The organism is Methylobacterium litchii, assembly GCF_038442315.1.
Lineage (GTDB): Bacteria > Pseudomonadota > Alphaproteobacteria > Rhizobiales > Beijerinckiaceae > Methylobacterium > Methylobacterium litchii.
In genome coordinates this window covers 1-21,260 of sequence record NZ_JBBXMY010000014.1, presented here as the reverse complement: position 1 = coordinate 21,260, position 21,260 = coordinate 1, and the positions used below count along the sequence as shown (strand labels likewise).

Sequence of the window (21,260 nt, the reverse complement as noted above, 5' to 3'; positions counted from 1 at the left end):
GGGCGGCGGGTCAGGTCCGCAGGGCGAGGGCGTCGAGCCAGCCCCGCGCGGCTGCGTAGCGGATGATCTCGGCCCGCGTCCGCAGGCCCAGCTTCTCGGCGGCCCGCGCCTTGTAGGTCTCGACCGACTTCACGCTCACGTCGAGGCGCCGGGCGATCTCCTTGTTGCTGAAGCCCTGCGCGATGAGCCGCAGGGTCTCGGTCTCGCGGGGACTCAGGGCCTCGCCGCCCTCGGCCGCCTCCGCCCGCCCGGCCGCGCCGGACGGGTCCAGGGCATGGCCGGCGATGGACGGATCGAGATAGATCCCGCCCGCCGCCACCGCGTGGACCGCGCGGAGCAGGTCGTCGGCGGCCGAGCGCTTCAGCAGGTAGCCGCGCGCCCCCGCCTTCAGCAGCGGCTGCACGTAGGCCGCGTCCTCGTGGACGGTGAGGATCAGCACCCGCGTGCCGGGGCATTCGCCCGTGACCCGCTCGGTGAGTTCGAGCCCGTTGAGCCCCGGCATGGAGACGTCGATCACCGCCACGTCCGGCCCGGCGGCGCGGATCATCGGCAGGGCGTCGCGGCCGCTCGTCGCCTCGCCCACGAGGTCGATCTCCGGGTCGGCGGTCAGCAGCGTGCGGATGCCCGCGAGCACGATCGGGTGGTCGTCGGCCAGGGCGACGCGGATGCGGTCCATGATGGTCTCCATGCGCCTCAGGCCGCCTGCGGCACGGGGATGTCCACGAACAACGCCGTGCCGATGCCGGGGGACGTCTCCAGGGTGAGCGTGCCGTCGAGGAGGGCCAGCCGCTCGCGGATCCCCGACAGGCCGAGGCGCGGCTTGCCCGGCGCCCCGGCTCCGCCCGGCCGCGCGGCATGCTCCGCGTCGAAGCCGATCCCGTCATCCTCCACGATCACCCGCATCGCGTCGGTGCGATGCTCCACGGCGACGCTGACGGTCGCCGCCCCCGCGTGCTTCAGCACGTTGGTCAGCGCCTCCTGCACGATGCGGTAGACGGCGGTCTCGACCGGCGCCGGCACCCGCGCCGCATCGCCCAGGAATTCGAGGTCGGCCCGGATGCCGTGCCGCCGGCTCCACTCCCGCAGCAGCGTGGCGAGGGCTTCGCGCAGGCCGAGGTCGTCCAGGGCGGTGGGGCGCAGATCGACGGCGGCGCGGTGGATGTCGCGGCCGATCTCCCCGGCGAGCCCCTGCAGCCACTGGACGTGGCGGCCCGCCTCCGGCCCGCTGCCGGCGACGAGCCGTTCCAGGCTCTTCAGGCCGAGCGAGAGGCCCGTCACCGTCTGCCCGACCTGATCGTGCAACTCGCGGGCGATGCGGCGCTGCTCGTTCTCCTGCGCCTCGCCGAGGCGCCGGAGCAGTTCCAGCCGCTCGGCCTCGGCGCACTTGCGCGGCTCGATATCCGACACGACGCCGTAGATGAGCCCGGCCGGCGTCTCCCCTTGCAGCTGGGGCGCCCGGCCGGCGAGGCGCACCCAGCGCGGCCCGCCCGTCCCGTCGGCGACGCGGAACTCCTCATCGACGGGGCCGCCCTCCGCGAGGCTCCGGCCGATGGCGTCGTCGAGCCGCGCCCGGTCCTCGGCGAGGACGGCACCCAGGGCCCCGGCGAGGCCGGTCTCGGTCTCGCGGCCCTCCGCGACCTCGCCCCGCCAGCCGAGCAGCGTCGCGGCGCGGGCGGAGGCGGTCACCCGCCCGCGCCCGGCATCCCAGCGCAGGGTGCCGAGCTCGGCGGCCTCGGCGGCGACGGCCCCCTGTTCCTCGCTCGACCGCAGGGCGAGGGTGAAGCGCGCCTGCTCGCCCGCCCGGCGCTGGGCCATGTCGCGCCCCACCAGTCCGACGAGGGCCAGGGCGAGGCCGATGCTGAGGACGCTGCCCCCCGCGAGCACCGCGTAGGAGCGCGAGACCGGGGCGTTCAGCGCGGCCACCGGCATCCCGAAATGCACCGACCAGCCGCCCGTGTCCTTGAGGGTACGGTAGACGACCTCGACATTCGCGCCCTCCAGGGTCGGGCCGGTGTAGAAGCCCTGCGGCGCCCGGCGGATCGCCGCCTGCAGGGCCGCGTTCGCCGGCTGGCCCAGTTCCTCCGCCTCGGCGCGGGTGCGGGCGATGGTGATGCCGTCCGCGTCCACGATGGTGCCGACCCAGCCCTCCGGCGCCCCCGCATCCCGCAGGATCGAGCTGACGGCGTTGGTGGCGAGGCGCACCGAGAGGACGTAGCGCAGCACGCCATCCCGGATCACCGGCACCCGCAGGGCGACGAGGCGCTTGCCCGAGACCGTGCCCACCGGCCCGATCCCGCCGATCACCGGCTTGCCCGTGCGCACGACGGCGTCGAAGCTCGCCCGGTCCGAGGTGGGCCCGAGGGTGTCGTCCAGCGAGCGCAGGAGGTTGACCACCTGCCCGCCGTCCGGCCCGGCCAGCTCGATCGTCTCCCAGAGGGGATGGGCCTGCCGCAGGCGTTCGGCCTCGGCGTAGAAGGCGGCGAGGTCGGGCGTGTCGAGGGTGGCCGAGGCGGCCTCCGCCTCCAGCACCGTGACCTGCGAGGCGATGTCGGAGGCGACGCGCTCGGCCACGCGGGTGGCGCTGGCCACGGCCGCCCGCCGGTCGAGGTCGCGCTGCTGCTGCGCCATCAGGGTCGCGACCCAGCCGCTGAGCAGCAGGACCGGGATCGCGGCGGCGAAGACCAGGGCGACGAAAGTGCGGCCGTTGCCGCGACTCAGGTGGTGCTCGCCGCCCGGGACCCCACCTGTTCTTCGGATGCTCATGGGGCGCGCCGGGCGAACCTTCCCTCCGGGACAATCCCCGCGAGCCTACCCCGTTCGGGGCGCGTCAGGTCAAGCCGGCACCCGGACGGGTGCGGCGGCGGGGCGGGTGAGGGCGGGGTGGGGCGCCCGCGCGCCGAGGTCGCTGACCGACCCGTCGAACCCCTCGAACCACGCGCGGCGCTCGCGGGATTCCCCCGGATAGGGGCAGGCGTCGCGCGGCCGACCGAGCGTGCGGGCCCGGGCGCCCTGCTTGATGATTTCCATGATCATGGACCCGATCCTCCCGCTTGCCGAAACGTAGCGGTAACAGGAGGGCCCATGATCGTCGTCCGGACAAGTATTTTCGGCGTCGGCGCCGGTCTCTCCGACACCTGTCGGGGTCATCCCGACAGGATCGGCGGAGGAATCGTCTTGACCGTTGCCTGTCGATGACTGTCCTTCGTGGCCGGGCTCAGTAACCGTAAGGCCCGTAGCCGAAGCCGATGCCCCGGAAGCCGCGATAGTGGCGGCCGTAATGCCGGCGGTGATGCCGGTGGCCGAAATGGCGGTGATGGCGCAGGCCGTGATGGCGCCCGCGGAATCCGTGATGGTGCCCGGCGTGATGCCCGCCCAGTCCATGACCCCGGACAGGCCGCGCCTCGCTCGATGGCGAGAACAGGACGAGGCTCGATACCGCCGCGAGGGCGATCGCAAGGTGTTTCATCGGGATGGCTCCTTTGTCTCGACCATCCCTGATCTGGGAGCGGGGGGGCCGCTCGCGCAGTCGGAGAGACCCGCGACCCTGTCGGGACAACCCTGACAGCCCCTCTGTCACCCCTGCGGGCGGGGGTTGCGAGGGTGGGGTCGATTGACGAAGCGTTAAGCATGGCCCTGGGACTCTGCACCGCATCGCATGGACGAGGAGCGACATGACGACAGCGAAGGCCTTCACCGCCCGGTTCACCCTGGGCTGGCGGCAGCGGGACCGGGATGCGTCCCCCGACGCGGCGGGCGCGGTGGCGCAGGCGATGCGCAACGCCTCGCCCGAGGATTGGGCGCGCTACGGCGGTGGGCTCGTCGCCCCGGACCTCGCGGAGCAGGGGGCCTCCCTCCACGCCGGCCGCATCGACGACGGGAGGGACGAGGCCGGGCATGACCTGTCCGCTGCCGTTTGATCCCGGTTTCGTCGGGGTCCGCCCCTCCGGCAAGGCGCCCCGCGCCGCCAACGACAACGGGCACCACGCCCTCACCTGGACCCTGCACGCGGTCGGCGGCGCTTCCCTCGGCCTCGCCGTCCTCTGCGGACTCGCGGCCATCCTGACGGCCTGACCGGCGGGGCGACCCCGTGCGGCGCCGGGCTACAGACGGCGGCCCTCGCCATCTGAATGCTATATACGGCGGGTGCCATCCGGCCGGAGGTTTGCTATGCGGACCCCGCCCGGACCCTGCCACGCCGACAGGTTCGGGCTCTCGGCACCGTCTGCAACGGGCGGCCCCGGCCGCCGAACCTCCCGAGTGTTTCGAAGATGGATCGACTGACCATTGGCGGCCTCGCCGTCGCGCGGGTGCTCCACGATTTCATCGCGGAGGAGGCCCTGCCCGGCACCGGCATCTCGCCCGAGGTGTTCTGGGGCGGCCTCGGCGCCATCGTCCGCGATCTCACCCCGAAGAACCGGGCCCTGCTGGCCAAGCGCGACGCGCTTCAGGCCAAGATCGACGCCTGGCACCGGGAGCGGGCGGGCAAGCCCGTCGATCCGGCGGCCTACAAGGCGTTCCTGACCGAGATCGGTTATCTCCTGCCGCCCCCCGGCCCGGTGCAGGTGCGCACCGAGAACGTGGACGACGAGATCGCGCGCATCGCCGGGCCGCAGCTCGTGGTGCCGGTCTCGAACGCCCGCTACGCGCTGAACGCCGCCAACGCCCGCTGGGGCTCCCTCTACGACGCCCTCTACGGCACCGATGCGGTGTCGGAGGAGGGCGGGGCGGTGCGCGGTGGCGGCTACAACCGCGCCCGCGGCGCCCGCGTCGTCACCCGCGCCCGCAGCACGCTCGACCGCTTCGTGCCGCTGGCGGGCGGGCGCCACGCCGACGTCGTGACCTACGCCGTCGAGGACGGGCAGCTCGTCGGCAACATGAACACCGGCGAGACCGTGCCGCTAGCGCGGCCGGAGCTGTTCGCGGGCTATCGCGGCCGGGCGAGCATGCCCTCGGCCCTGCTCCTGCGCCACCACAACCTGCACATCGAGGTCGTGATCGACCGCACCCACCGGATCGGCCGGTTCGACGCCTCGGGCGTCGCCGACATCCTGCTCGAATCCGCCGTCTCCACGATCATGGATCTGGAGGATTCGGTGGCGACGGTGGATGCCGACGACAAGGTCGTCGTCTACCGCAACTGGCTCGGCCTGATGAACGGCACCCTCGCGGCCGGCTTCGAGAAGGACGGCCGCCGCCAGGAGCGCCGCCTGAACCCCGACCGGCACTACATCGCCCCGAACGGCGGCGAGGTGGTGGTGCCCGGCCGCTCGCTGATGCTGGTGCGCAATGTCGGCCACCACATGGACACCGACGCGGTGCTCGACGGAGAGGGCCACGAGATCCCCGAGGGGATGCTCGACGCCGCCGTGACGGCGATGATCGCCATCCACGATTTGAAGGGCGATTCCGGGCTGCGCAACAGCCGGAAGGGCTCGGTCTACATCGTCAAGCCGAAGATGCACGGGCCGGAGGAGGTCGCCTTTGCGGTCGAGCTGTTCGACCGGGTCGAGGCGATGCTGGGCCTGGAGCCCAACACCCTCAAGATGGGCATCATGGACGAGGAGCGCCGCACCACGGTGAACCTCGCCGCCTGCATCGCGGCGGCCGCGAGCCGCGTCGTGTTCATCAACACCGGCTTCCTCGACCGCACGGGCGACGAGATCCATACCTCGATGGAGGCCGGACCGGTCATCCGCAAGAACGACATGAAGGCGACGCCCTGGATCAAGGGCTACGAGGAGAACAACGTCGATGTCGGCCTCGCCTGCGGGCTGAAGGACCGGGCGCAGATCGGCAAGGGGATGTGGGCGGCCCCCGACGCCATGGCCGAGATGCTGATGCAGAAGGGCGCCCACCCGAGGGCCGGCGCCTCGACGGCCTGGGTGCCCTCGCCCACCGCCGCGACGCTGCACGCGCTCCACTATCACGAGATCGAGGTCGCGGCGCGGCAGGCGGAGCTCGCCCGGCGCCCCCGCTCGGCCCTCGACGAGATCCTGGAGATCCCGCTCGCCCGCTCGAACTTCGCCCCCGACGACGTGCAGCAGGAGATCGACAACAACGCGCAGGGCATCCTGGGCTACGTCGTCCGCTGGGTGAACCAGGGCGTCGGCTGCTCCAAGGTGCCGGACATCCACGATGTCGGCCTGATGGAGGACCGGGCGACCCTGCGCATCTCCTCGCAGCACATCGCCAACTGGCTGCACCACGGCGTGGTCAGCGAGGAGCAGGTGATGGAGACGCTGAAGCGGATGGCCAAGGTGGTGGACCGGCAGAATGCCGGCGACCCGCTCTACACGCCGATGGCCCCCGGCTTCGACGGCCCGGCCTTCCAGGCGGCGAAGGACCTCGTGCTCAAGGGTCGGGCGCAGCCGAACGGCTACACCGAGTGGGTCCTCACCGCCCGCCGCCGCGAGGCGAAGGCAGCCGGCTAGGCCGCCGGCCGGGGAGGGGCGCTCACGCCTCGTCCCCGACCTGCCCGAACTCCCCGACCTGCCCGAACATGGCGGCCTGCCCCAGGGCGCGGGCCCGCGCCTCGGGGCCCCGCGCCGTCGCCCGGTGTTGCGGGCGGCCCGCGATCAGGATGTCCTCGATCGCGCCGAGGAGGGCGACCATGCGCGGATCGGTCAGGCTGTAGAACACCACCTTGTGCTCCCGCCGGGTGGCGACGATCGCGGCGTTGCGCAACTCGCCGAGCTGCTGCGACAGGGTCGGCTGGCGGATGCCCAGGCGCTGCTCGATCTCGGAGACCGCGCATTCGCCCCGCGCCAGCAGGGCGAGGATCCGCAGGCGGTTGGGGTTGGCGACCAGCTTGAGCCGGTCGGCGGCGGCGGTCGCGGCCGCCTCGTCGGGCCCGGGGAGCGTCACAGGCGCTCCAGCCGGTGATACCAATCGGCCCCGCAGGCGCCGACCTCGTCCCCCGTCATCGGCGGATGGGTCAGGACCGGATCGCCCGGCCGCCAGCCCTCGGGCGTCGAGACGTCGGCCGCGTCGCTCGCCTGGAGCGCCCCCACCAGCCGCAGGATTTCGGCGACGCTGCGCCCGACCGTGAGCGGGTAGGCGGTGAGGGCGCGCACGATTCCCTCGGGGTCGATGACGAAGGCGGTGCGCACCGTCGCGGTGGAGGTCGCCCCCGCCGGCAGCATCCCGTAGGCGCGGGCGATGCCCATCCCCGGATCCTCCACGATGGGAAAGGGGATCCGCACGCCGAAATGCTGCGCGATGCTCTGCTGCCACGCGAGATGCGACGACAGGCTGTCGACCGAGAGGGCGAGGAGATCGCACCCGAGCGCCTGGAACGCCGCATGGGCCTGCGCGAAGGCGATGAACTCGCTGGTGCAGACGGGGGTGAAATCCGCCGGGTGCGAGAAGAACACCAGCCAGCGCCCGCGATAGGCGCCGAGGGTGCGCGGTCCCATCGTGGTGCGGGCGCGGAAGGCCGGCGCGGCATCCCCGATGAGCGGCGGGCCGGGCGGCACGGTGGCTTCGATGGTCACGGCACGGGGCTCTCGGACAAGGCGCGCGATGATGGCGGCCGGCGCCCCAGGGGTCAATCTATCGTCTCGCGATATGGCGCAATTGGCCTATGAAAAACATGGATTGACAGCGCGGCGTTGCAGCGCACACTGCGCGGCGATGTGTCGCTGAGTCGGTCGGGTTTGGCCGTCTCCGGCCATCCCTGACGGGGACCGATTCGATGCTGGCCGACCATCTCCCGAGCGCACTCGATCTCGCCCGCAGCCAGTTCGCCTTCACCGTGGTCTGGCACTTCCTGTTCCCGTCCTTCAGCATCGGCCTCGCGAGCTACCTCTGCGTGCTGGAGGCGTTCTGGCTCGCCACGGGGCGGGACGTCTTCCTCGACACCTACCGCTACTGGCTGAAGATCTTCGCCGTCGTCTTCGCCATGGGCGTCGTGTCCGGCTTGGTGATGAGCTACCAGTTCGGCACCAACTGGTCGGTCTTCTCGGACAGGACCGGCCCGATCCTCGGCCCGCTCCTGGGCTACGAGGTGCTGACGGCCTTCTTCCTGGAGGCGGGCTTCCTCGGGGTGATGCTGTTCGGGCTGGAGCGGGTCGGACCGCGCCTGCACTTCCTCGCCACCGGGCTCGTGGCGTTCGGCACGCTGATCTCCGCGTTCTGGATCCTCTCGGCCAATTCGTGGATGCAGACGCCCACCGGCTACGGCCTCGATGCCGAGGGCCGGTTCGTGCCGGCGGATTGGTGGGCGGTGGTGTTCAACCCGTCCTTCCCCTACCGCTTCGCCCACACCGTGACGGCGGCCTACCTGACGACGGCGATGATCGTCGGCGCCGTGGGGGCGTGGCACCTGCTGCGCGACCGCGCCAATCCCCGCGCCCGGCTGATGTTCTCCATGGCGATGTGGATGGCGGCCCTGGTCGCGCCCTGCCAGATGGTGCTCGGCGACCTCCACGGGAGCAACACCTACCACCACCAGCCCGCCAAGGTGGCGGCGATGGAGGGCCATTTCGACAGCGTGACCCGCGCGCCCTCGATCCTGTTCGGCTGGCCGGACGCCCAGGCCGCCGAGACGAAGCACGAGATCGGCATCCCCGGCCTCGCGAGCCTCTACCTCGCCCACGACCTCGATGCGAAGGTGACGGGGCTGAAGGATCTGCCCCGCGAGACATGGCCCACCAACCTGCCCCTCGTCTTCTGGGCCTTCCGGGTGATGGTCGGCCTCGGCCTCATGATGATCACCCTCGGCCTGTGGTCCCTCGTCCTGCGCGCCCGGGGCCGGCTCTACGAGACGCCCTGGCTGCACCGCTTCGCCGTAGCGATGGGGCCCTCCGGCCTGATCGCCGTGACGGCGGGATGGGTGGTGACGGAGGCCGGGCGCCAGCCCTTCACGGTCTACGGCCTGCTGCGCACGGCGGACAGCGTCTCGCCCATCGCCGCGCCCGCCGTGGCGGCCTCGCTCGCGGCCTTCGCGCTCGTCTACTTCGCGGTGTTCGGGGCGGGCATCTGGTACCTGTTCCACCTGTTCGACCAGACCCCGCGCCCGCATGAATCCGGCCCGCCCGTCGGCCAGCCGGTGCGGACCGCCGGCATCACCCCGGCCCCCGCCGTGGCGGCCGAGTGACGGAGGCTGTCATGGACATCGACCTCACCCTGATCTGGGCCTTCCTGATCGCCACCGCCGTGTTCCTCTACGTGGCGATGGACGGGTTCGACCTCGGCATCGGCATCCTCTTCCCGGCGATCCGCGCCAAGGCCGACCGGGACGTGATGGTGAACTCGGTCGCCCCCGTCTGGGACGGCAACGAGACCTGGCTGGTGCTCGGCGGCGGCGGGCTGTTCGCGGTGTTCCCGCTCGCCTACGCCACGATCCTGCCGGCCCTCTACATGCCGCTCATCCTGATGCTGCTCGCCCTGGTGTTCCGGGGCGTGGCCTTCGAGATGCGCTTCCGGGTCGCCACGCCGCGTGGGCAGCTCTGGTGGGACCGGGCCTTCTCCTGGGGGAGCGTCGTCGCGGCCTTCTGCCAGGGCATCGCGCTCGGCGCCTTCGTCCAGGGAATCCGCATCGAGGGCCGCGCCTATGCCGGCGGCTGGTGGGACTGGCTGACCCCGTTCTCGCTGCTCACCGGGATCGCCCTGGTGGTGGGCTACGGCCTCCTGGGCGCCTGCTGGCTGATCTGGAAGACAGGCGGCGAATTGCAGATCCGGGCCTACCGCCTCGCCAAGCCCCTCGCGGTGGCGACGCTGGTCCTCATCGCCGTGGTCTCGGCGACGATGCTCGGGGTGAGCGCCGCCTTTCGCGCGCGCTGGCTCGGCCTGCCGGGCATGCTGGTGGGCGCGCCGGTGCCGCTCCTCGTCGGGGTGCTGGCGTGGCGCTTCGCCCAGGCCCTTGAGCGGCGGGAGGAAGTCTCGCCCTTCCTCTGCGCGCTGGGCTTCTTCCTGCTGTCCTATATCGGGCTGGGCATCAGCATGTGGCCCTACATCGTGCCGCCGAGCGTCACGATCTGGCAGGCGGCGACCCATCCGAAATCCCAGGCCTTCCTGCTCTACGGGGCGACGGTGCTGGTGCCGCTGATCCTGGCCTACACGGCCTACGTCTACTGGCTGTTCCGCGGGAAGGTCACGGCGGAAGCGGGGTACCATTGATGCGCCGGCTCGGGTGGTTCGTCCTGCTTTGGGGCCTGAGCGTCGCGAGCCTCGCGGCGGTCGCCCTGCCGCTGCGATGGCTCCTGAAGGCCGTGTGACGGAGGCGGGGACCCGTGGGCTCCGCGCTCCCCCTACGATCCGGCGAGCAGGCCGGCGGATTGGACCACGACCGCGACAAGCGTGCACAGGGCCGCCGCCGCCACGACATACGATACGATCTTCATGAGGGGCGGCATCGCGGGGCTCCTGGCGTCGTGGGGGCGAGGGTCAGTAGCCCCGGCGCGGCGGGGTGGTCGCCCGGCCGGTGACGCGGCGCGTGACGAAGGCGATCAGCTTCGGCAGCAGGAAGGCGGTGAGAATCTTGCGGATCATCGGGATCTCCAGCGTGCGAGGATGTCAGCGCGAGGGGCGGGCGAGCCAGCCCAGGGCGAAGGCGACGCCCACCAGCGCAAGCAGCGTCGTGCCGCGGTTGGCGTCGGCGTAGCGGACGGCGCTCCGGCCGTGGGTGGTTGCCCGGCGGCGGGCTTCCTGGGCGTAGTGCCGGCCGTCCTCGATGAGATGGTCGGCCCGCTCACGGGCCTCGTGGGCGAGGTGGCGGCCATCCTCGGCGAGGTCCTCGGCGCGGTCGCGGGCGCGGCCGTAGGCGTATTGGGCACCGCCGGCCACCTGGTTCACGGCGCCGCGCACTTGGCGGGCCGGATCGCCGGTCAGGCCACCGAGGGTGGTCTGCGCGCGACCCTTGAGGTGACGGGACGCGCCACGGATCTGGTCGCGGTTCATGGGTCTCTCCTGTGCGGGTTGGAGGGGGCGCCGGAAGGGCCGGCGCCGCCGATGGGATCAGTGCTTGCCGGTGATCTTGTCCGCGACGTTCTTGGCGCCGTCCTTGACGTCGCCGACGGTCTTCTGCGTCTCGCCCTTCAGCTCCTGCGCCTTGCCTTCGGCCACGAGCTTGTCGTTGCCGGTCACGTTGCCCACGCCCTGCTTGACGTTGCCGACGGCCTCGTTGGCCAGACCCTTGAGCTTGTCGGTGGTGCTGCTCATCGTGTGCGCTCCTGCTTGGTGGGGAAGGCCGGAGGCTCCGGCCGGGGGATGACCCCCGCCCTGGGGCGGGGGCCGGTGGAAGGGGATCAGACGCGGCGGGCGTCGTAGGTCGAGAGCAGCGTCGTGGGCTTCGGGGCGCCGAGGCGGCCGCCGAGGAACGCGGCGAGCGCGCCGAGGACCAGGGCGATGGCGGCGTAGAAGGCGCCCTGCGTGGCGGCCGACTTCGCCGTGACGGCAGCGGCCTCGGCCTTCTGCTTGGCGGTGGCGACGGCCTGATCGTACTGCTTCTCGTAGTCGTTGATCTGCGTCTTGGCCTGATCGGGGGAGATGCCCTGGGCCTTGGCCAGCGCGTCGGCGGCCCGGTTCTTGGCCTGCTCCTTCTGGGCCGGATCACCGGTCAGCACGGCGCGCACGGCCGCCACGGCGGCGTCCTTGGCGGCCTGCGGGTCCTGGCCGGCGGATTGCTGGCGGACCGTCTGCTCGATGCCGTCGATCGGGTTCGAGATCTTCGACAGCGAGGGTGCGGCGGCCTGCGCGGCCGTCTGGACGGTGCCGCCGACGAGGTTGCCCGCACCACCCAGCGCGCCCGAGACGGTGCTCAAGGTGCCGCCGACGAGGCCGCTGGCGGCGGAGGTCAGCAGGTACAGGACGACGAGGGTCGTCACCGCCCAGGAGACGAGGCCGTGCAGGGCGGCCACGCCCGGCAGGGGCTTGCCGGAGAGACGGCCGGCGATGAGACCGCCGGCCAGCGAGGCGACGATGCCCGAGGCCACGAACCAGATCCCGGCGCCGGCCGAGACGGTCGAAGCGGCCGGGTTGTCGGTGGCGTTGACGCCGACACTGGCGAGGCCCACCCCGACGCCGACGAGGTTCACGATCACCTGGGTCACGAGGGCCGAGACGGCGCCGGCGAAGATGGCGCCCCAGGACACCTCGTTGAGCAGGACGGCCCGCGTATGGGCTTCCGCCGACGGGGTGGCGAGGGGGGTACCGGTGGTCTGGATGGTGGTCACACTGTCACTCCGGGTGTTGGCAAACCGTGGTCGCCGGGGGCGGCCACTCAGTCGCGGGTCGTCTTGACGAGAAGGGCGAGGCCGAAGCCGACGGCCCCCGCGATCAGCAGGGCGGCGAGGGGATACTCGGCGACCTGTCCGCTGACCCCGCCATGGCGCAGGGCGCGACTGCCGCGTCCGTAGGCGTCCTGGGCGTAGTCGGAGACCTCGCCGGCGGTGCGGCGGGCGGAGTGGCGGGCCCGGTCGAACTGGTCCTCGGCGGCACCCTGGGCGCGGCGGGCGCGGTCCTCGATGTCGTCGGAACCGACGATGCCGCCGACCGTCTCGCGGATCCGGCCGCCGAGATCGCGGGCGGTGTCGGCGACCTGCTCGGCCGCGTCGCGCACCGTGTCCTTGGCCTGGCCGTAGAGGTTCTCGGCCTTGCCGGCCGCCTCGTGGGCGCGGCCCTCGACCGAGTCCCGCTTCGAGCCGGTGAGGTCGCCCACCGCGCCCTGCACCTTGCCGCCGAACTCCTTGGCGGCACCCGTGATCCGGTCCGTATCGACCATGTTCGTGCTCCTGTCTTGTCGTATCGCGATGGCAGCGTCAGCCGCTGTCCCGCCCGTGGGGCTTCGACCGGCCGACCCTGGAGGAGGGGGCGCCCCGATTCTGGCGCCGACCCTCGGCCTCGATCCGGCTGTCGCCGGTGAGCTTCCCGAGGGCTTCCTTGACCGAGCCCCTAAGGTGCTCGACGGAAGTAGAATGTCTGTCTTCGGCCATGAGCGCTCCGTAATCAGCGGGAAACCCAGGACCGACCGTGAGATGATGGCTCGCTACTGAAATTCAATGAGCATTCCATACTGGTAAAATGATCATTTTGTTCCAGACATGTAGGATCGAAATCTACCTCCTCGCGGCGAGCGCCGAGCCCGCACGGATCGCCGCACGGATCGCCGCACGCCGTGCGGCAGCGAGCCAAGAACTGGTTGCGCGCAAGGCGGTTCCAAAATTTATGTTATGATCGTGGTACGCACGTATCATCGGCGTGGCCGGCGGGATCGTGCGAGGGGCCGCCATCGCGCCAGCACAGGCAGGCCAAGCGTCGCAGAGGCTGTCGCCGTGCGCGCGGAGCGGATATCAGCCGCGCATGACCAAGCGCACCAAATCCGCACCGAAGCTCCAGGGCTTCGTCCTTTTCGATGTCGTGTACGAGGATGGCAGCCGCGCCTCGAACCGGCGCGTGCCCGTCGAGATCCTCGGGGGGTTGGATGGGGACGCGCCCGCGCGCGACCTCATCACCGCCCAGGACAGCGAGGTCGCCCAGAAGTCGGGGCGCCCGGCCCGGGAGATCGCGAGCCTGACCCGCTCGCCGCAGCCGACCCCGAAGGTCGGCGTGTGAGCGCGACCCGGAACAGGTCGTCGTCTCTAGAAGAAACGGCGGCTTCGTGTAAGTTCGGCGGATGATCGAGCCTAATCAAACCGCCTTCATTGTGAAGGTCGCGCTGCCGGACGAGGCCGCACCGGAGAACGCGATCACGCTGTTCTATGCCGTCATTGCGGACAGTTCGGATCGCGGGGTCGAGATCGTCCGGGGCGCCGTCAAGGAAGGCGCCGAGGTCACAATGACCGAGGTGCGTCTTTCCCAGGCGACGGCCCAAGCGATCGAGCTGCTTCCGGGCTACGCGCGGGCCCTCTAGCGGGGACGGGACGGACCCCGTTCCCCGCACCCTGTCTCTGCCCGGCGGGACGTCAGTCCTTCACGGGCGGCTTGCTGTTCTTAAAGCCCTTGGTCTTCACCTCGGCCTTCCGGGGATCCGGCTTGTCCGCCATCAGGCGCTTCACACGTTCGTTGAAGTCCTGGGTGGAAACGCCCTGAGCGCGCCCGGTGGTGAGTTCGCGTGCCATGTCGGCCTCTCGATCGTCGGCCCAGGCACGATATTGCGCGAAGGGTCCATCATATATCGGGTTGCGAGGACCAATTACAATCGCTGAAAGCGCAGGTAAAACTTGTCGAACGCGCCATGACGCCTGCGTCTTGCCCGTCGATTCACTGCCGTTTTCAAGGCTTCAGGCAACTCAATCTTACCGTCGCCGCTCGTGGCGCCAGAGGGCGACCGCGACCCGGCGGGCCTCGTAGCTGCGGCGCAGATCCGTCCCGAGGTCGCCCTGTCCTTCCGGCGTGAAGCCGTGGATCAGGACCCCGTCGGGACCGTAGCTGCGGCGCATCTCGGCGCGCCAGCGCCGGTCGGCCGTCGCGAGCGCCGCCTCCGTGAGGCCGAGCCGGTCGGGGTTGGGTGAGGGGAGGGAGGGGGCGGTCATCCCGGTCAACGCGCCGATCGGCGCCGGGGTCCCGCGAGCGCCACGGCGATCACGAGGCCTTGCCCCCGAGGACCATCCGCAGCGAGCGCGCCAGCTCGTCCCGGCGGTAGGGCTTGTTGAGGACGGGCAGGTCGCCCCGCCCGAGGACTTGGCCCTCGTCGAGGTTGGCGACGTAGCCGGAGGTGAGGAGGACCTTGAGGCCCGGGCGCAGCTTCTTCGCCTCGGCGGCGAGCTCCGACCCGTTCATGCCGCCGGGCATCATCACGTCGGAGAACAGGATGTCGATCCGCCCGATGCCCTGGAGGTGGATCAACGCCTCGGGGGCGTTCCGGGCCACCACCACCCGGTAATGGAGCTCTTCCAGGCTCTCGACCGCCATCCCGAGCACCTGCTCGTCGTCCTCCACGAGGAGCACGGTGTCGCCGTCGGTCGCCCGGCGCAGCGGCAGGCTGCCCATGGCGCCGGGTCCCCGCTCCTCGCCCGCCGGGTCGCGCGACCGGGGGAACAGGAGGCGGAAGGTGGTCCCGAGGCCGAGATCGGTGGCGATGCCGACGAACCCTCCGGCGCTGCGGGTGAAGCCGTAGACCTGCGACAGACCCAGCCCCGTGCCTTTGCCGACCTCCTTCGTGGTGAAGAACGGCTCGAACACCCGGGCGAGGGTTTCGGGGGGCATGCCGCTGCCCTGGTCGGTGACGGAGACTTCGACATAGGCCCCCGGCTGGACGCCGTAATCCGCCACGGCGGCCGTATCGAGATGCACGTTCCGGCTCCGGATCTCGATCAGCGAGCCGCCCCCCTCCATCGCGTCGCGGGCGTTGACGACGAGGTTCAGCACCGCCGCCTCGAACTGCGCCGGGTCGATGCGGATCGGGTCCAGGGCCGGGTCGAGGTCGAACGCGACCTGGATCGCGCCCCCGGCCGCCCGCTCGGCCAGGGGCCGGAAGTCGATGAGGAGCCGGTTCGGGTTCAGGGTCTGCGGCCGCAACATCTGCCGCCGGGAGAAGGCCAGGAGCTGCTGGGTCAGCTGCTCGCCGCGCCGGGCCGCACTCATCGCGGCCTCCCCCAGGCGCACGACCCGGTCGAGGTTGTCGGGCCGCCGCAGGATCATGTCGAGGCCGCCGACGATGACGGTGAGCAGATTGTTGAAATCGTGCGCGACGCCCCCGGTCAACTGCCCGATGGCCTCCATCTTCTGCGCCTGCCGCAGGGCCTCCTCGGTGTTGCGCTGGTCGGTCCTGTCCAGCACGATCCCGGCCATGCGGACGGGCTGCCCGTCGGTGCGATACTCGGCCCGGCCCTTGGCGGCGATCCAGCGGACGGTGCCGTCCGGCCGGCGGATGCGGTATTCGAGATCGAGGGAGCCGCTCTCGACGGCGCGGGCGAACGCGGCCTCGACGACGCCCTGATCCTCCGGGACGGCATGGGTCACGAAGTCGGCCCGGCGCCATGACGGCAACGGCGCGTCGTAGCCGAAGATGGCGTCGTGCCGGCGCGAGCGCCGCACGGTGTCGTGGAAAAGATCGAGGTCCCACGAGCCCATCCCGGCCGAATCGAGGGCGAAGGCCAGGGTCTCGCGCGCCGCCTCGACGGCCCGCGTCCGGTCCTCCACCCGCCGTTCGAGCAGGTCGTTGGCTACCCGCAGCCGCTCCTGGGCCTCCTCGCGCTCGCGGATATGGGCCCGCGCCTGGTACTGGCGCCGACGGACCCGGAGGGCCGAGGACACCGCGCTGGCCAGGGTCTCGGCGTTGACCGGCCGTTCCAGCAGCACGACGTTGCCGAGCCGGTCGATGACGGTGGCCGCCCGCGCGGTGCGCCGGCCCGGCTGCCGGGTGGCTAGCACCACGAACGGGAAGTCCGACCAAGGCGGCTGATCGGCGATCCAGTCATCCAGGGCGTCCTGGTCCACGTCGAGGAGCGCTTCCTCCGTGACGATGGAGGTCGCCGCCGCGCCGCGGAGGCCGTCGAGCCACGCTGCGGCATCCGGGCAGACGGCGACGGCGTGGCCGGACCGGGCCAGCAGGCTCGACACCACGGCGGCGTCCCGCCCGCGTGGGGCGAGGATCAGGATGCGGTCTTCGTCCATCACCGCGTCTCGGAGGGATTGGCCCCCTGCACCGTCGCCCCGCCCGCGATGAGGGCTCCGTCGCCCCCATAGGTCGGCACGCCGGAGAGGACGCCGAGGAAGTCGGTGAGCGCGTCGCCGACCTTCAGGCCGATCGGCGTGAGCGTCAGCTCCCGGATGGTGCGTTCGTGGGCGTTGACCCGGCTCTTCAGGACCGAAAGGGCGGTGCGGACCTCGCCCTTCGCCTCGAAGTAGCGGAACAGCAGGATGCCGTCGCTGAGATAGCTGAGGTCGATGTCGGAGCGCACGTCGCCGACGACCCCGTGCTGGCCGAGGACCAGCAGGGTCGTGACCCCCTTCTGGTTCAGGTAGTTGAGGAGTTCGTGCATCTGCAGCACGAGGAATTCCTCGCCCGGCATGGCGTGGATGTAGGCGTTGAGGCTGTCGAAGACGACGAAGCTGGCGCCCCCGTTCTCGACCGTCCTGCGGACTCGGCAGGCGAATTCCCCCGGCGAGAACTCCGCCGGCTCGATCTCGTCGATGATCAGCGCACCGCTCGCGAGATGGGTATCAAGGCTCATCCCCAGGGAGCGGGCCCGCGCCAGCATCGTCTGGCGCCCCTCGTCGAACAGGAAGTAGGAGGCCCGCTGCCCGCGCTCCAGCGCTTCCAGCATGCAGCGGATCGCCGTCGTGGTCTTGCCCACGCCCGAGGGGCCGAGGAGCAGGGTGTTGGTCGCCGGGACCAGCCCGCCCCCCAGGAGGGCATCGAGCTCCCGCGAGCCGGTGGAGGCGGGCACCATCGAGAAGACGGCGCCGTGATCGTCGGCCACGAGGCTGGGGAAGACCTCGACGCCGCCGGTATCGAGGGTGAAGTCGTGCATCCCGCCGTGGAACTTGACGCCGCGCATCTTCAGGACGTGAAGCCGCCGCCGCGCGGCCCCGAAGCCCCGCCGCGACTGCTCCAGCACGATCACCCCGTGGGCGATGCTATGCAGTTGCGCGTCGGCGGTGCCGTCGTCGAGCATGATGACCGTGCATCCGCGCGCGGCGAACATCTGCTTCAGCGCCAGGATCTGGCGGCGGTAGCGCAGCGGGTTCTGCGCGAGGAGGCGCAATTCGGACAGGCTGTCGAACACGACGCGATCCGGCCGGAGGTCGTCGATCCGCGCGATCACCTCCCGGACGGTCTCGCCGAGTTCGACCTCGGACGGGTGCAGCACCGATTGTTCGCTGTCGGGGTCAAGCCCCATCTCATTGACGAGTTCGTAGAGTTCGAGGCCGTCCAGGCTCCAGCCGTGCGAGGCGGCGCTGGCCCGCAACTCGTCGGCGCTCTCCGACAGGGTGACGTAGAGGGCCTTCTCCCCCCGGGCGACGCCTTCGAGCAGGAATTGCAGGCCCAGGGTGGTCTTGCCCGTGCCGGGCGTCCCCTCGAGGAGGTAGAGCCGCGCCCGGGTCAGCCCGCCGGCCAGGATCTCGTCGAGGCCGGGCACGCCCACCGGGATGGTGTCTCGCGGGCTCAACGCCGTCATCGTGTGGAGGTCGGCCATCGGGCACCCGCAGCTCGGTATCCGGCGGCCGTGTCGTCGGCTCGTGGGCACCAGGGAAAATACATTCGCAGGACAACGTTGCCCGGTCGGTTTGGTCCCCTCGCGACGTCCGACTCCGCGACGGGCTCGCCCGCGCGGAGTCTCGACCCAACCGCATTGCCAATGTATCGCCGATTCACATATCCTGCCGCCGTGCTTGCGCGCGAGAACAAAGCGGATACAAGCAGCGTCTCTCGTTCACCGGTCAGGGGCCTGCCCATGGACTTCGACCCTTTGCCCGATTCGAACGAGGCCGAGAGGCGAGAATACCGCGCGATCACCTTGGCCCATGACGGGCGCGTGAGGGAGGTCCGGTTGCTGTGGGCCGGGTCGGATGCGGAGGCCATCGCGCAGGCGGAGACGTTGGTGCGGGACTGTGCCCTGGACCTCTGGGACGGCTTACGCTTCGTGGAGCATGTCGCGGGACGGCCCATCCGGACGGGGAGCCTGCTCGCTGCTTCCCTGATCGCAAGAGGTTGAACTCAGCCACCGGAGCACGTGGTGCGGATGCTGGGGAACCGGAAACAGCGTACTCAACCCATCGGCGACGCCCCGCAGGACCGCATCGTCCGGCGCATCACCCTGACGCGTGGGTACAACTATAAATTTCATGCCGTCCCCCGGGGCGATTACCTGCGTCAAACGACCGGATTGCCTATGGTTCCCAGACGGTAAACGGATTTGGCGAAGTGTGGCCCGCGTGCCGCACGCGCCGGCCAAGGCTTCAATCAGGCGTTGAACAGAGCGAGGGCGTCGGCCCGGTCCGCTCCGCTAGATCGACCCGCTCCGCTGAGACACGAAGGCGAACACGCTTCCGACCAGCGACCGGGGTTCGCACGGCTTCGTCAGGAAGCGCGCGCCCTCCGGTAAATCGCTCACACGTGGGCGGCTCTGGCCGGAGATGATCAGCAGGCCGATCTCCGGCCAGCGCATCGCGATCACCTGCGCCAACTGAAATCCGTCGAGGCTGCCGTCGCGCATGTCGACGTCGGTGATCGTCATGAGCACGTCGGGCTCGGTGGACAGCACCCGCAGGGCCTCGTCGGCATTGCGGGCCTCGAACACGACGAAGCCGGCCTCGGTGAGGGACTGAGCCATGTCCATCAACACGATGGGATCGTCGTCCACGAGGAGCACGCCGATCTTCCGCGCGGACGAAGACACCTGCTGGTCGGGGCTGAGCGCGGGACTCATGACGGGGACCCTGTCCGAAGATGGCTCGACAGCGTGCTGATCCGCGAGCCGACCATCCACACGGCCTTGCGCAGCTGCGCTTCCGTGATCCCGTAGCGCTGAATCCATGCCGAGCGCACCGCGCGGTCGTGAATATCCATGTGCGTGGTGGTGCGGCTCACAAACGGAGACGGAGTGAAAGACATAGGTTCTGCCTCGCGACTTCTTGCGAAAGTCGCGCCTCATGCGGTCGATTGAGTGGATACTCACCAACGGACGCAGGAGATTTAGGTTGCATCCCGCTGGAATCGGCCGTCGGCGTCCGTCCGGCCGAATCGACCCGGGCGCTGCTACTCCTTGAGCATCCTCGGCTGCTTCTCGTCGGGCATCGAGTCCCGCACGTGCTGCCGCACGATCTCGGCGCTGAATGGCTTGCTGATGAAGGTCGCGCCCTGGGGCAGGTCGCCCGGCCTCGGCGCGGCGCGGCCGGAGGCGACCACGACGGCGATGTGGGGCCAGCGCTCGGCCGTCTGGCGGGCCAGGTCGAAGCCGTCCTGGCCGCCCGGCATCTGCACGTCGGTGAAGAGCAGCTGCACCTTGGGGTGGTGCCGTTCGAGGACATCAAGTGCCTGGGCGACGTTCATCGCCTCCAACACTTGAAAGCCCGCATCTTCGAGGATGCTGGTCGCGTCCATCAAGATCAGGGCATCGTCATCGACGACAACGGCGTGGGGCGCATCGCGCGAATTTTTCTGTGTCACGCCATTCAACGCGCATCGCAGCCGAAAAAGCAGCCTGCCTGCATAAAATACATGGAGGAAGCGTCCCGCCGGCATTTGCGCCATCGGTCGCCCTCGGCGCCGTGCTAGGCTTGGCCGAAGGCCGGGACGTCCATGCCCGGCCACGGCAGATCCGGGGATGGTCCGTTGGTCGAGGTCAGCATCCGGCACCGGACCACCTATCGCTACCGCCAGCCGGTCAGCCTGGGGCCGCACCGGCTGATGATGCGGCCCCGCGAAAGCCGCGAGCTGCGCCTCCTGTCGAGCGTGCTCACCCTGACGCCGGAGGCCCACGTGACCTGGGCGCAGGACGTCGCCGGCAATGCCGTGGCCACAGCCCTGTTCGGATCGCCCTCCGAGACCCTCGTCGTGGAATGCCTGTCGCGGGTGGAGCTTTCGGCCAGCGCCTATCCGGTCTTCGACATCGCCGCCACGGCGATCACCTTCCCCTTCCGGTACACCGACGACGCCTGGGCGGATCTCGGGGCTCTGACCATCCTGCAATATCCGAAGGGCCAGCCGAGCCTGCGGGACTGGGCCCAGGGATTCGTCGCATCCTGGCCCACCGACACCCTGTCCCTGCTCAAGGACCTGAATGCCGGAGTCGGGAGCGCGATCATCTATCAGGCGCGCGAGGATGAGGGCACGCAATCGCCGAGCGAGACCCTGTCGCGCGGGACGGGCTCCTGCCGGGACTTGGCGACGCTCCTCGCCGAGGCGGTGCGCAGCCTGGGCTTCGGGGCCCGGCTGGTCTCGGGCTATCTCCACGATCCGACGCGGACCCTGCTCGGCTCGGCGGATGCGGGCGCCACCCATGCCTGGGTGGAGATCTTCCTGCCGGGTGCGGGGTGGATCACCTTCGATCCCACGAACCGGGCCGTCGGCGGCGCGAATCTCATCCCGGTGGCGGTGGCCCGCGACATCCGCCTCGCCATGCCGCTGACCGGCAGCTACGCCGGACCGGCCGGTGCGTTCCTCGACATGGCGGTGGAGGTGAGCGTCGATTGAACGGTGCGGCTGACCTTGATGCGATGTGACCGATGTGCCGCTCCGCTGTCGGTCCTTAGAGCCTCTAACAAAACCGGGTTTGGCGCGTTGAGTGGAGATGGCGAGACCGCTCCTTCCCGATGGCCTGTGGGCCGAGATCGCACCGCTGCTGCCGCCTGAACGGGCCAAGCCGAAGGGCGGT

At 70.7% G+C, this 21,260-nt stretch carries 27 protein-coding genes and 2 pseudogenes; 11 read left to right on the top strand and 18 right to left on the bottom strand.

What is annotated here, in order from left to right:
• Positions 1 to 10 precede the first annotated feature (10 nt).
• The 4 genes from AAHF99_RS21035 to AAHF99_RS21020 all read right to left on the bottom strand — a co-directional run bounded on the left by AAHF99_RS21035 (position 11) and on the right by AAHF99_RS21020 (position 3,466).
• Positions 11 to 676, bottom strand: coding sequence for a response regulator transcription factor (locus AAHF99_RS21035; RefSeq protein ID WP_342166419.1), 666 nt, complete (start codon positions 674 to 676; stop codon positions 11 to 13).
• Positions 677 to 693: 17 nt separating this feature from the next.
• A complete protein-coding gene (locus AAHF99_RS21030; RefSeq protein WP_342166418.1) occupies positions 694 to 2,763 on the bottom strand; it encodes a sensor histidine kinase in 2,070 nt (689 codons plus the stop codon).
• Positions 2,764 to 2,832: 69 nt separating this feature from the next.
• Positions 2,833 to 3,033, bottom strand: a complete 201-nt coding sequence (locus AAHF99_RS21025) for a ribosome modulation factor (protein WP_342166417.1) — start codon at positions 3,031 to 3,033, stop codon at positions 2,833 to 2,835.
• 181 nt (positions 3,034 to 3,214) lie between these two features.
• On the bottom strand, positions 3,215 to 3,466 hold the full coding sequence (locus AAHF99_RS21020) for a hypothetical protein (RefSeq protein WP_342166416.1): 252 nt from the start codon (positions 3,464 to 3,466) through the stop codon (positions 3,215 to 3,217).
• Positions 3,467 to 3,671: 205 nt separating this feature from the next.
• Between AAHF99_RS21020 and AAHF99_RS21015 the strand changes: the two genes are divergently transcribed.
• The 3 genes from AAHF99_RS21015 (at position 3,672) to AAHF99_RS21005 (ending at position 6,431) form a co-directional block, all read left to right on the top strand.
• Positions 3,672 to 3,917, top strand: a complete 246-nt coding sequence (locus AAHF99_RS21015) for a hypothetical protein (protein WP_342166415.1) — start codon at positions 3,672 to 3,674, stop codon at positions 3,915 to 3,917.
• On the top strand, positions 3,895 to 4,071 hold the full coding sequence (locus AAHF99_RS21010) for a hypothetical protein (RefSeq protein ID WP_342166414.1): 177 nt from the start codon (positions 3,895 to 3,897) through the stop codon (positions 4,069 to 4,071). The genes AAHF99_RS21015 and AAHF99_RS21010 overlap by 23 nt, the downstream gene beginning before the upstream one ends.
• A gap of 197 nt (positions 4,072 to 4,268) precedes the next feature.
• Positions 4,269 to 6,431 carry a malate synthase G gene (locus AAHF99_RS21005; protein ID WP_342166413.1) on the top strand — a complete coding sequence of 721 codons (2,163 nt, stop codon included), beginning with the start codon at positions 4,269 to 4,271 and terminating at the stop codon, positions 6,429 to 6,431.
• 148 nt (positions 6,432 to 6,579) lie between these two features.
• Here the strand turns inward: AAHF99_RS21005 and AAHF99_RS21000 are convergent.
• Positions 6,580 to 6,864: pseudogene (locus tag AAHF99_RS21000) on the bottom strand (ArsR/SmtB family transcription factor); the annotation flags it as partial.
• Positions 6,861 to 7,454, bottom strand: coding sequence for a peroxiredoxin (locus tag AAHF99_RS20995; protein ID WP_342166494.1), 594 nt, complete (start codon positions 7,452 to 7,454; stop codon positions 6,861 to 6,863). The pseudogene AAHF99_RS21000 and the gene AAHF99_RS20995, both read right to left, overlap by 4 nt.
• Before the next feature lie 239 nt (positions 7,455 to 7,693).
• Between AAHF99_RS20995 and AAHF99_RS20990 the strand changes: the two genes are divergently transcribed.
• From AAHF99_RS20990 to AAHF99_RS20980, 3 genes are read left to right on the top strand one after another with little or no spacing between them, the layout of a single operon-like run.
• Complete coding sequence (locus AAHF99_RS20990; protein ID WP_342166411.1) at positions 7,694 to 9,097, top strand: cytochrome ubiquinol oxidase subunit I; 1,404 nt, start codon at positions 7,694 to 7,696, stop codon at positions 9,095 to 9,097.
• Between the two features lie 11 nt (positions 9,098 to 9,108).
• The gene (gene cydB, locus AAHF99_RS20985; protein ID WP_342166410.1) at positions 9,109 to 10,119 is read left to right on the top strand and encodes a cytochrome d ubiquinol oxidase subunit II; all 1,011 of its coding nucleotides are present in this window, start codon (positions 9,109 to 9,111) and stop codon (positions 10,117 to 10,119) included.
• On the top strand, positions 10,119 to 10,217 hold the full coding sequence (locus AAHF99_RS20980; protein ID WP_243954145.1) for a DUF2474 family protein: 99 nt from the start codon (positions 10,119 to 10,121) through the stop codon (positions 10,215 to 10,217). The genes cydB and AAHF99_RS20980 overlap by 1 nt, the downstream gene beginning before the upstream one ends.
• Positions 10,218 to 10,515: 298 nt before the next feature.
• On the opposite strand, the gene AAHF99_RS20975 is transcribed toward AAHF99_RS20980, so the two are convergent.
• The 5 genes from AAHF99_RS20975 to AAHF99_RS20955 all read right to left on the bottom strand — a co-directional run bounded on the left by AAHF99_RS20975 (position 10,516) and on the right by AAHF99_RS20955 (position 12,932).
• A complete protein-coding gene (locus AAHF99_RS20975) occupies positions 10,516 to 10,899 on the bottom strand; it encodes a CsbD family protein (RefSeq protein WP_342166409.1) in 384 nt (127 codons plus the stop codon).
• A 57-nt stretch (positions 10,900 to 10,956) separates the two neighbouring features.
• Entirely contained in the window at positions 10,957 to 11,160 is a 204-nt protein-coding gene (locus AAHF99_RS20970) for a CsbD family protein (RefSeq protein ID WP_342166408.1), read from the bottom strand.
• A gap of 86 nt (positions 11,161 to 11,246) precedes the next feature.
• Positions 11,247 to 12,173: a PhnA-like protein gene (locus tag AAHF99_RS20965; RefSeq protein ID WP_342166407.1), complete on the bottom strand. Its 927-nt coding sequence runs from the start codon at positions 12,171 to 12,173 to the stop codon at positions 11,247 to 11,249.
• 47 nt (positions 12,174 to 12,220) lie between these two features.
• Positions 12,221 to 12,721 carry a CsbD family protein gene (locus AAHF99_RS20960; RefSeq protein WP_342166405.1) on the bottom strand — a complete coding sequence of 167 codons (501 nt, stop codon included), beginning with the start codon at positions 12,719 to 12,721 and terminating at the stop codon, positions 12,221 to 12,223.
• Between the two features lie 37 nt (positions 12,722 to 12,758).
• Complete coding sequence (locus AAHF99_RS20955) at positions 12,759 to 12,932, bottom strand: CsbD family protein (protein WP_342166404.1); 174 nt, start codon at positions 12,930 to 12,932, stop codon at positions 12,759 to 12,761.
• A gap of 367 nt (positions 12,933 to 13,299) precedes the next feature.
• On the opposite strand from AAHF99_RS20955, the gene AAHF99_RS20950 reads away from it, so the two are divergent.
• Positions 13,300 to 13,551 (top strand): hypothetical protein, encoded by a 252-nt coding sequence (locus tag AAHF99_RS20950; protein WP_342166403.1) that lies wholly within the window; start codon positions 13,300 to 13,302, stop codon positions 13,549 to 13,551.
• A 61-nt stretch (positions 13,552 to 13,612) separates the two neighbouring features.
• Positions 13,613 to 13,849, top strand: a complete 237-nt coding sequence (locus AAHF99_RS20945; protein ID WP_342166402.1) for a hypothetical protein — start codon at positions 13,613 to 13,615, stop codon at positions 13,847 to 13,849.
• A 52-nt stretch (positions 13,850 to 13,901) separates the two neighbouring features.
• Here the strand turns inward: AAHF99_RS20945 and AAHF99_RS20940 are convergent, their stop codons facing one another.
• From AAHF99_RS20940 to AAHF99_RS20925, 4 genes are all read right to left on the bottom strand, one after another.
• Entirely contained in the window at positions 13,902 to 14,057 is a 156-nt protein-coding gene (locus AAHF99_RS20940) for a hypothetical protein (RefSeq protein ID WP_243953481.1), read from the bottom strand.
• 177 nt (positions 14,058 to 14,234) lie between these two features.
• Complete coding sequence (locus tag AAHF99_RS20935) at positions 14,235 to 14,471, bottom strand: hypothetical protein (RefSeq protein ID WP_342166401.1); 237 nt, start codon at positions 14,469 to 14,471, stop codon at positions 14,235 to 14,237.
• A gap of 49 nt (positions 14,472 to 14,520) precedes the next feature.
• Complete coding sequence (locus tag AAHF99_RS20930; protein ID WP_342166400.1) at positions 14,521 to 16,554, bottom strand: ATP-binding protein; 2,034 nt, start codon at positions 16,552 to 16,554, stop codon at positions 14,521 to 14,523.
• Entirely contained in the window at positions 16,554 to 18,080 is a 1,527-nt protein-coding gene (locus tag AAHF99_RS20925; RefSeq protein WP_342166399.1) for an ATPase domain-containing protein, read from the bottom strand. Before AAHF99_RS20925 ends, AAHF99_RS20930 begins: the two co-directional genes overlap by 1 nt.
• Before the next feature lie 258 nt (positions 18,081 to 18,338).
• Here AAHF99_RS20925 and AAHF99_RS20920 point away from each other — a divergent pair, with 258 nt between their 5' ends.
• Positions 18,339 to 18,599, top strand: coding sequence for a hypothetical protein (locus AAHF99_RS20920; RefSeq protein WP_342166398.1), 261 nt, complete (start codon positions 18,339 to 18,341; stop codon positions 18,597 to 18,599).
• Between the two features lie 291 nt (positions 18,600 to 18,890).
• Here AAHF99_RS20920 and AAHF99_RS20915 read toward each other — a convergent pair whose 3' ends face one another.
• From AAHF99_RS20915 to AAHF99_RS20905, 3 genes are all read right to left on the bottom strand, one after another.
• A complete protein-coding gene (locus AAHF99_RS20915; protein WP_342166397.1) occupies positions 18,891 to 19,313 on the bottom strand; it encodes a response regulator in 423 nt (140 codons plus the stop codon).
• On the bottom strand, positions 19,310 to 19,453 hold the full coding sequence (locus AAHF99_RS20910) for a DUF3606 domain-containing protein (protein ID WP_342166493.1): 144 nt from the start codon (positions 19,451 to 19,453) through the stop codon (positions 19,310 to 19,312). Before AAHF99_RS20910 ends, AAHF99_RS20915 begins: the two co-directional genes overlap by 4 nt.
• 189 nt (positions 19,454 to 19,642) lie before the next feature.
• Positions 19,643 to 20,137, bottom strand: a complete 495-nt coding sequence (locus AAHF99_RS20905) for a response regulator (protein WP_342166395.1) — start codon at positions 20,135 to 20,137, stop codon at positions 19,643 to 19,645.
• Positions 20,138 to 20,218: 81 nt separating this feature from the next.
• Here AAHF99_RS20905 and AAHF99_RS20900 point away from each other — a divergent pair, with 81 nt between their 5' ends.
• Together AAHF99_RS20900 and AAHF99_RS20895 are read left to right on the top strand one after the other, a co-directional pair.
• Positions 20,219 to 21,079, top strand: coding sequence for a transglutaminase family protein (locus AAHF99_RS20900; protein ID WP_342166394.1), 861 nt, complete (start codon positions 20,219 to 20,221; stop codon positions 21,077 to 21,079).
• 97 nt (positions 21,080 to 21,176) lie between these two features.
• A pseudogene (locus AAHF99_RS20895) lies at positions 21,177 to 21,260 on the top strand (IS5/IS1182 family transposase); the annotation flags it as partial.